Origin of the sequence: Streptomyces torulosus (assembly GCF_001419765.1) — a bacterium.
In the GTDB taxonomy this organism is placed as follows: Bacteria; Actinomycetota; Actinomycetes; order Streptomycetales; family Streptomycetaceae; genus Streptomyces; species Streptomyces torulosus.
The window spans coordinates 1-6,385 of sequence record NZ_LIRK01000063.1 but is presented as its reverse complement, the minus strand read 5'-3'; the positions used below and the strand labels follow the sequence as shown (position 1 = coordinate 6,385).

Genomic DNA, 6,385 nt, shown 5'->3' with positions numbered 1-6,385 from the left:
GTGGGGGAGCTTCGCGGGGCCGGGGTCCCGCACCACGTGGTGATGCTCACAGGGGTGTGTGACCCAGTCCCTCCTACCGATGGGTAGCGATCGTTCATGATGAGCCCATGCTCAGGTTCATGCCCGTAGGCGACTCCATGACGATCGGGAGCGCGGGCGAACACACGTGGCGCTACCGGCTCTGGCAGCACCTGTGCGCGTCGCACGACGGCCCCTTCCGGATCGTCGGCCCGCGCGAGTCGCTCTACGACAAGGCGACCGACGCCCCCACGTCGTACGAGTACGCCGACGGCGACCCCCGCTTCCCCCGCGCCCACCTGGCCGGCTGGGGCGAGGGCTGGCTGCACATGGCCCCGCTGATCGCCGACGCGGTCCGCGCCCACCGCGCGAACGTCCTCCTGGTCTCCCTCGGCCTCATCGACCTGGGCTTCTACACGGACGCCGAGCAGACCATCGAGAACACCCGCCGCTTCGTCGCCGCCGCGCGGGAGGCTGACCCGCGCGTCCGCATGGTGCTCCTGCCGGTCATCCCGAACGTCCGCGCCGAGGGCGACGCCGCCTTCGCCGCCCAGGTGGCCCGCTTCAACGAGCTCCTCGCCAAGACGGCCGCCGACCTCGACGAGCCCCGCTCCGAGCTGCTCCTGGCGTCCCCGCCCCCGGCCTACGACATCCACCTGGACACCTACGACGGCACCCACCCCAACGCCTCCGGCGAACACCGCATCGCGGCGGCCTTCGCGAACGCGATGCACGAGGCGTGGGACCTGGGCGGCCCGTACGAGCTGCCGTAGGCCCGGCTACGCAACCGAGCCCCGCGGCGCCGCACGTGTCCTGGTCACCGTGCGTATCGTTGTACTGCGCGGCTGTTCGCTACCCGTCGGCAGCCGGGGAGGAGCGCCACGATGACCGTCCTTGAAGACAGGATCGAGATGGCCGAGGGAAGCCGCGAGCTGACTCTGGACGTCATGTTCGACTGCCTGGAGAAGATGCCCATCCCCGAGGGAACGAAGGTCGAGATCGTCGGGGGAAACATCTTCATGTCGCCGCAGCGCCAGACTCACTTCGAGATCACTTTCAATATCCTGCAGCAGTTGTACGGCACCTACACCCGCAAGCGGCTGGCCTCGGACGTCCGCATCGACTTCCCCGGAAACCTGAACGGCTTCGCCTGCGACGTCGCGGCCCTGGCCGCCCGGTCGGTGACGGACGCCAAGGGCCGCTGGCGCTACCAGGACATCGAATTCGTGGCGGAGGTCATCTCCCAGGGCACCGCGGCCAACGACTACGGCCCGAAGAAGCTCGCCTACGCCGTCGCCGGGGTCCCCGTCTACCTCATCGCCGACCCGTACCAGGGCAGGTGCCACGTCTACACCCAGCCGAAGGACGGCGACTACGCCACGGTGACGAAGATCCCGTTCGGGGACGACGTGGACCTCACCCGCACCGTCGTCGGCCTCACCCTCAAGACCGACGAGTTCCCCCGCGACTGAGCCGCGGCCCGGCCTCGCCAAGGGGCCGCCAAGGTGTGGCCAAGACCCGTTCACGGGCCGGGCGCGGGCTTGCCCGGGGCGTCGCCGCTCGCTTGGATGGCGCGGTCGGCGTGAGCAAGGGCTGCGTCGCGTACGGCGGCGAGGGGTGGGCCCGAGGTGGTGGCGGGGGCGGCCGGGCAGCGGCTGGGCCGGGAGTTCCGGTGGCTGTGGACGGCGTACGCGGTCAGCACCTGCGGTACGCGGCTCGCGTTCGACGCGCTCCCCCTGATCGCGGTCCTGGTCCTGGACGTCGGCCCGGCGGAGGTCTCGGCGCTGGCGGCCACCGGTCTGGCCGTGGGCGCGGCGGTGGCGGTGCCGCTCGGCCCCTGGGTGGAGTTCCGCCGCAAGCGCCCGGTGATGATCGGGACGGATCTGCTCCGCGCCGGCGCTCTCCTGACCGTCCCCGCGGCCTACGCCCTCGACCTGCTGTCCTTCCCGCAGCTGCTGCTGGTCTCGGTCGTCGTCGCCGCGGCCGACATCACCTTCGGCGCGGCGAGCGGCGCGTTCCTGAAGTCCCTGGTCCCCCCGGAACACCTCCTCGCCGCGAACGGCCGCTTCGAGGCCACCAACTGGACGGCGACCATGCTCGGCCCGCCGCTGGGCGGCGCCGCGATCGGCCTCCTCGGCCCGGTGGTCACCCTCGTGACCGACGCGGTCAGCTATCTCCTCTCCGCGACGGCCCTCCGGGCGATCGGCGACACCGAGCGCCCTGTCGAGCGCCCATCGAAGCGCCCCGCGCACCCCGGGGAAGCCACCGCCGACGGAACACCTCCCGAGCCGGCCGCGCCCCGCCTCCGCGCCCGTGACCTGCTCGACGGCTGGCGCTACATCCTCACCAGCCCGGCGCTGCGCCCCCTGTTCCTCAACACGATCCTGGTCAACGGCCTGATCATGGCGACCGCCCCGCTGCTGCTGGTCCTGATGGTCGGCGAGCTGGGCTTCACGCCCTGGCAGTACGGTCTGGCCTTCGCCCTGCCCTGCGTGGGCGGGCTGATCGGTTCCCGGCTCGCCCGGCGGCTGGTCGCCCGCCACGGGCAGCACCGGGTGCTGCTGGCGACGGGCACGCTGCGGGCGTGCTGGCCGGTGGGGCTGGCGTTCATCCACCCCGGCGCCACCGGGCTCGTCCTGGTGATGGCCGTGGAGCTGGGCCTGATCACCTGCATGGGCGTCTTCAACCCGGTGATGGCCACGTACCGCCTCGACGAGACCCCGCCGGACCGGGTCGCCCGCACCCTGTCCGCCTGGTCGGTGACCAGCAAGCTGACGATCGCCGCGCTGACCGCCCTGTGGGGCCTGCTGGCCGCCGTCACCGACCCCCGCACGGCCCTCGCCGCGGCCGGCGCCCTGATGCTCGCCACCCCGCTGCTCCTCCCCCGCCACCGGCCCGCGCGGCCCTCCCCGAAGGACGACACGGCCGAGCTGAAGGGCTGACCGGCCGCTCGCGGGGCCCTTGCCTAGAGCGCACTCCACGGCCTTGGCTGGGGGACCATGGAGTACACACAGCTCGGACGCACGGGGCTCAAGGTCAGCCGGCTGGTGCTCGGCACCATGAACTTCGGGCCGCAGACCGACGAGGCGGACAGTCACGCGATCATGGACGCGGCGCTGGACGCGGGGATCAACTTCTTCGACACGGCGAACGTGTACGGCTGGGGCGAGAACAAGGGCCGTACGGAAAAGATCATCGGCGACTGGTTCGCGCAGGGCGGCGACCGCCGCGACAAGGTCGTCCTCGCCACCAAGGTGTACGGCAACATGGCGGCGGACGGCGACGCCTGGCCCAACCACGACAAGCTGTCCGCGCTGAACATCCGGCGGGCGGTCGACGCCAGCCTGAAGCGGCTGCGGACCGACTACATCGACGTCTACCAGTTCCACCACGTCGACCGTGCCACCCCCTTCGAGGAGATCTGGCAGGCCGTCGACGTCCTGGTCCAGCAGGGCAAGATCCTTTACGCCGGCTCCTCCAACTTCCCCGGCTACAAGATCGCCCAGGCCAACGAGATCGCCGCCCGGCGCTCGGGCACCATCGGCCTCGTCAGCGAGCAGTGCCTCTACAACCTCGCCGAGCGCCGCGCCGAGATGGAGGTCATCCCCGCCGCCCAGGAGTACGGGCTCGGGGTGATCCCGTGGTCGCCGCTGCACGGCGGGCTGCTCGGTGGTGTCCTCAAGAAGGAGGCCGAGGGCGGCCGGCGCGCCTCGGGCCGCGCCGCGGACACCCTCGCCGACCCGGCCGCGCGCGGCCGGATCCAGGCGTACGAGGACCTCCTCGACAAGCACGGCGTAGAGCCGGGCGAGGCGGCCCTGGCCTGGCTGCTGACCCGTCCCGGTGTCACCGGCCCGATCGTGGGACCGCGCACCGCCGCACAGCTGGAGTCCGCGATCCGGGCGGCCGAGCTGGAGCTGAGCGAGGAGCTGCTCGCCTCCCTGGACGAGATCTTCCCGGGCCCGGGCCCGTCCCCGGAGGCGTTCGCCTGGTAACACCGGGCTCCGCCCCGAAAGCGAGCGGGGAACCGCCCCGAGGCGGTGCGGGGAGCCGCAACGACCGGCCCGCACGGGCCCCGGGTCACTCCGACCCGCCGGGCCCGGGCGGGCACCGGTACCGGTCACGGGTTCCCGGGTCACTCCGACCCGCGGGCCCGCGCGGGTCACCGGCCACCGGCCACGGGGTCCGCTCCGACCCACCAGGCCCACGGGGGTCACCGGCCACGCGTCACGGGCCCCGGGTCACTCCGGCGGTCGGCGGTTCCCCGGCGGTCGTCCGGCCACCACGGCGGTCACTTGCCCAGCGCCGCCGCGAGGGCGACCACCGCGAACATCAGCGCGAGCACACCGGCCATGATCCGGTTACGGGTCTTCGGGTCCACACCATCGAGCCTAACCGCCCGGCCCCGGTGTCCTGCGGGGCGCCCCTCGGTCAGTGACCCAGCTCCCACCGCTCCACGGCCTCGTACCGGGGCTGCTCCCCCGGCACCCCCGACGTCGGCAGATGGCTCCGCACCAGCGCCAGGTCGGCGACGGTCCAGGTGCGCCCGACGAACGCCGCCAGCGTCTCGACGTACGGCCGCACCTCGAACGCCTCCCGGCTGCGGGCCACCGTCAGATGCGGTGTGTAGCGGCGGTGCTGCCCCATGTCGACGCCGGCCTTGCGACCGGCCGCCTCCGCCCGGTCGGCCAGCAGCCGCAGGGTCCGCGTATCGCCCTCGGCGCCCGCCCACAGCGCCCGCCCGTGACCGAACTGTCCGCCGCCCGCCACGGCCAGCGGGAACGGCTCGCTCCGGTGCGCGGCCCGCGCGAGCCGTTCCGTCAGCTCCGGCACGAGCGACGGGTCGACCTCGCCGTAGAAGGCGAGCGTGAAGTGCCAGCCGGGCGGCTCGGTCCAGCGCAGCCGGTCGGCGCCGGCCAGCCCCTTCAACCGGGCCACGGCCAGACCGAGTTCGTCCACCACATCGTCCGGCGGCAGCACCGCCGCGAACAGTCTCATGGCACTCATGCCCGTCACCCTTCCAGGGAAAGGATCACCTGGCGAGCGCTCCCTCTGCCCTATGTCCTGACCAGCTCCTTCTCCGTCGCCGGCCGCTTCGGCACGAACCGCAGCCTCGGCTGCCGGCCCTGCCAGCCCACCGACAGCCGCATCCCGCCGGACCTGATGAGCACCAGGCCCACCGTGACGGCGGCGACCGTGGAGACGACACCGCCGGCGACGAAGCCGATCCGGGGACCGTACGCGTCGGTGACCCAGCCGGCGATCGGCGCGCCCAGCGGTGTCCCGCCGAGGAAGACCATCATGTAGAGGGCCATGACCCGGCCGCGCATGACGGGGTCGGTGGCCATCTGGATGGCCGTGTTGGTGGTGACGTTCACCGTGAGGCCGAACATCCCCAGCGGGACCATGAACAGCGCGAAGATCCAGTACGTCGGTGCCAGCGCGGCCACGATCTCCAGCAGCCCGAAGGCGAGGGCGCCCGCGATCAGCACCCGCAACCGGGCCGTGCCGCGCCGGGCCGCGAGGAGGGCGCCCGCGACGGAGCCGACCGCCATGAGGGTGTTGAAGAGGCTGTACGAGCCGGCGCCGGTGTGGAACACGTCGTCCGCGTACGCCGACAGCCAGACCGGGAAGTTGAAGCCGAAGGTCCCGATGAAGCCGACCAGCACGATCGGCCACAGCAGTTCCGGGCGCCCGGCGACATGGCGCAGGCCCTCACGCAGCTGGCCCTTCTTGCGGGGCGCGCGGCGGGTGGGGTGCAGTTCACGGGTCCGCATCAGCAGCAGACCGGTGATGGGGGCGATGAAGGAGAGGCCGTTGTAGAGGAACGCCCAGCCGGTGCCGACGGTGGTGATCAGGACGCCCGCGACGGCGGGGCCGACCAGCCGGGCCGACTGGAAGTTCGCGGAGTTGAGGCTGACCGCGTTCTGCAGCTGGTCGGGGCCGACCATCTCGGACACGAACGACTGCCGGGCCGGGTTGTCGACGACGGTCGCCATACCGACGGCGAAGGCGGCCACGTACACGTGCCACACCTGGACCTGGTGGGAGAGGGTCAGCGCGGCGAGCGCGAGCCCCGTCACGGCCATCGCCGTCTGGGTCAGGAACAGCAGCCGCCGCTTCGGGAACCGGTCGACCAGTACGCCGCCGTACAGCCCGAACAGCAGCATCGGCAGGAACTGCAGGGCCATCGTCACCCCGACCGCGGTCGACGACCCGGTCAGGCTCAGCACCAGCCAGTCCTGCGCGATCCGCTGCATCCACGTGCCGATGTTCGACACCACCTGCCCGACGAAGAACAGCCGGTAGTTCCGCACCCGCAGGGACCGGAACATGGACACGCGCTCACGGGGGGCGGGGGGTTCGGGGG

At 72.4% G+C, this 6,385-nt stretch carries 6 protein-coding genes; 4 read left to right on the top strand and 2 right to left on the bottom strand.

Annotation, left to right across the window (positions count from 1 at the left end):
* The first annotated feature begins 107 nt into the window (after positions 1 to 107).
* From AOK23_RS05825 to AOK23_RS05810, 4 genes are all read left to right on the top strand, one after another.
* Positions 108 to 791, top strand: a complete 684-nt coding sequence (locus AOK23_RS05825) for a GDSL-type esterase/lipase family protein (RefSeq protein ID WP_055711667.1) — start codon at positions 108 to 110, stop codon at positions 789 to 791.
* Between the two features lie 111 nt (positions 792 to 902).
* Entirely contained in the window at positions 903 to 1,490 is a 588-nt protein-coding gene (locus tag AOK23_RS05820; RefSeq protein ID WP_055711666.1) for a Uma2 family endonuclease, read from the top strand.
* A 156-nt stretch (positions 1,491 to 1,646) separates the two neighbouring features.
* Positions 1,647 to 2,960, top strand: a complete 1,314-nt coding sequence (locus AOK23_RS05815; RefSeq protein ID WP_240496270.1) for an MFS transporter — start codon at positions 1,647 to 1,649, stop codon at positions 2,958 to 2,960.
* 57 nt (positions 2,961 to 3,017) lie between these two features.
* Positions 3,018 to 4,010, top strand: coding sequence for an aldo/keto reductase (locus AOK23_RS05810; RefSeq protein ID WP_055711665.1), 993 nt, complete (start codon positions 3,018 to 3,020; stop codon positions 4,008 to 4,010).
* 436 nt (positions 4,011 to 4,446) lie between these two features.
* On the opposite strand, the gene thpR is transcribed toward AOK23_RS05810, so the two are convergent.
* Together thpR and AOK23_RS05800 are read right to left on the bottom strand one after the other, a co-directional pair.
* Positions 4,447 to 5,013 carry an RNA 2',3'-cyclic phosphodiesterase gene (gene thpR / locus AOK23_RS05805; RefSeq protein ID WP_055711664.1) on the bottom strand — a complete coding sequence of 189 codons (567 nt, stop codon included), beginning with the start codon at positions 5,011 to 5,013 and terminating at the stop codon, positions 4,447 to 4,449.
* A gap of 59 nt (positions 5,014 to 5,072) precedes the next feature.
* Positions 5,073 to 6,350: an MFS transporter gene (locus AOK23_RS05800; protein ID WP_063791289.1), complete on the bottom strand. Its 1,278-nt coding sequence runs from the start codon at positions 6,348 to 6,350 to the stop codon at positions 5,073 to 5,075.
* Between the last annotated feature and the right edge of the window lie 35 nt (positions 6,351 to 6,385).

Bases quoted from the DNA above. Each gene is read 5' to 3' on its own strand.
- AOK23_RS05825 (WP_055711667.1), top strand. From the start codon at position 108: ATGCTCAGGTTCATGCCCGTAGGCGACTCCATGACGATCGGGAGCGCG.
- AOK23_RS05820 (WP_055711666.1), top strand. From the start codon at position 903: ATGACCGTCCTTGAAGACAGGATCGAGATGGCCGAGGGAAGCCGCGAG.
- AOK23_RS05810 (WP_055711665.1), top strand. From the start codon at position 3,018: ATGGAGTACACACAGCTCGGACGCACGGGGCTCAAGGTCAGCCGGCTG.
- thpR (WP_055711664.1), bottom strand. From the start codon at position 5,013: ATGAGACTGTTCGCGGCGGTGCTGCCGCCGGACGATGTGGTGGACGAA.
- AOK23_RS05800 (WP_063791289.1), bottom strand. From the start codon at position 6,350: ATGTTCCGGTCCCTGCGGGTGCGGAACTACCGGCTGTTCTTCGTCGGG.